At 62.0% G+C, this 1140-nt stretch carries 1 protein-coding gene and 1 pseudogene; both read right to left on the bottom strand.

Translation table 11 applies throughout. The features are described 5' to 3' along the window. A pseudogene (locus C8N44_RS23080) lies at window positions 1-563 on the bottom strand (relaxase/mobilization nuclease domain-containing protein); the annotation flags it as partial. Next, window positions 560-1114, bottom strand: coding sequence for a MobC domain-containing protein (locus tag C8N44_RS23075; protein ID WP_107979012.1), 555 nt, complete (start codon window positions 1112-1114; stop codon window positions 560-562). The gene C8N44_RS23075 and the pseudogene C8N44_RS23080, both read right to left, overlap by 4 nt. Between the last annotated feature and the right edge of the window lie 26 nt (window positions 1115-1140).

Raw genomic sequence — 1140 nt, 5'->3', positions numbered from 1 at the left:
TGCCGCCCTTGAAACTCCTGCCTTGCCAGAGCCCTGACCGCGTCTTTCACCGCTTCCGCATTTGCCGTGCCGGGCATCGAGAACACGATGCTGGTCGTGATCCTCGTCCGGTCAGTCGCGGAGCCTTCGCGGCGATCCTCGTCGTGCTTCTCCATCCACTCGCGATAGATCACACCGACCTGCTGCCGTCCCGAAAAGGTCTCGCCCCGGTCGTTCTCGACCTCAATCTTTCCATTCCGACTGATGTAGGCGAGATGCTCTGAGGCCCTGACCGTTTCAGACGCTCGGCTGACCTTGATTGGATTGCCGGACTTGTCGTTCTTGGCGGGCTTGGACACCTTCACCATGACTTCCGGTGCACCGTTGACAACACGGGCCAGCCGCGCCTTGTCTGCCGCTGAGATGGTCTGCGCTTGGGCAGCGGAACGATCCGGCTGTTCAGCACCAGCCTTAGGTTTTCGAGTGCCCCCGCCGACTGATCCTCCTGCCGGTTTGTTCAGTTCCTTGTTGGCAGATGACGACCAACAGTCCTGAAACCCCAACTCCGACTTGAAGTCGCTCATGGCCGCTCACCTTCCCCGGACTGGAACTGGAAGCGGCCCTCCGCATAGACGCTCAACGCCATGCGCAATTTCGCGATATCCTGGCGCAAGCCCTCGACTTCAGCTTTTGTCAGATCCGCACCCGCACCCGTCAGGACACCTCGGTTCAGCGCGTAGGCAATCTGGTTGGCGTTGACGGCCAAGCCGCGAAGCTGGCGGTAGGCGGCACGGACTCCCCGCCTCTCGCCCGACACCATCTGCGGCGCGTTTCGCATCCGGGCCGACAGCAGAACCGCTGCCCAAGTCGATGCCGTGACACCTTGGGAGCGCGCCTCCTCTTCCAGGTCCTGCCGCACATCAGCAGCCAGGCGAACCGTTACCTTGCCCTCCCGCCGGGCGCGGGAAAGCGGGCGGCGCGGCTGAACGGGTACTTCTTCTCCATCCAGCGCCAGATCGATCAAACGGCCCAAAAGGACCGACACAGTCTGCCCTTCCGAAGCGGCCAAAGCCTCAAGCTGGGCATGGCGCTCCGGAGGCAGATACGTCTTGGCGGCTTTCTTCTGTGTGGGCATTTTCAACTCAAAAGTGGGCTACTTGC

The organism is Allosediminivita pacifica (assembly GCF_003054175.1).
GTDB lineage: Bacteria > Pseudomonadota > Alphaproteobacteria > Rhodobacterales > Rhodobacteraceae > Allosediminivita > Allosediminivita pacifica.
The sequence above is the reverse complement of the archived record's forward strand: the minus strand, read 5'-3'. Positions and strand labels throughout refer to the sequence as shown.

Excerpts from the sequence above, each read along its gene's own strand:
- C8N44_RS23075 (WP_107979012.1), bottom strand. The coding sequence starts at position 1,114 with ATGCCCACACAGAAGAAAGCCGCCAAGACGTATCTGCCTCCGGAGCGC.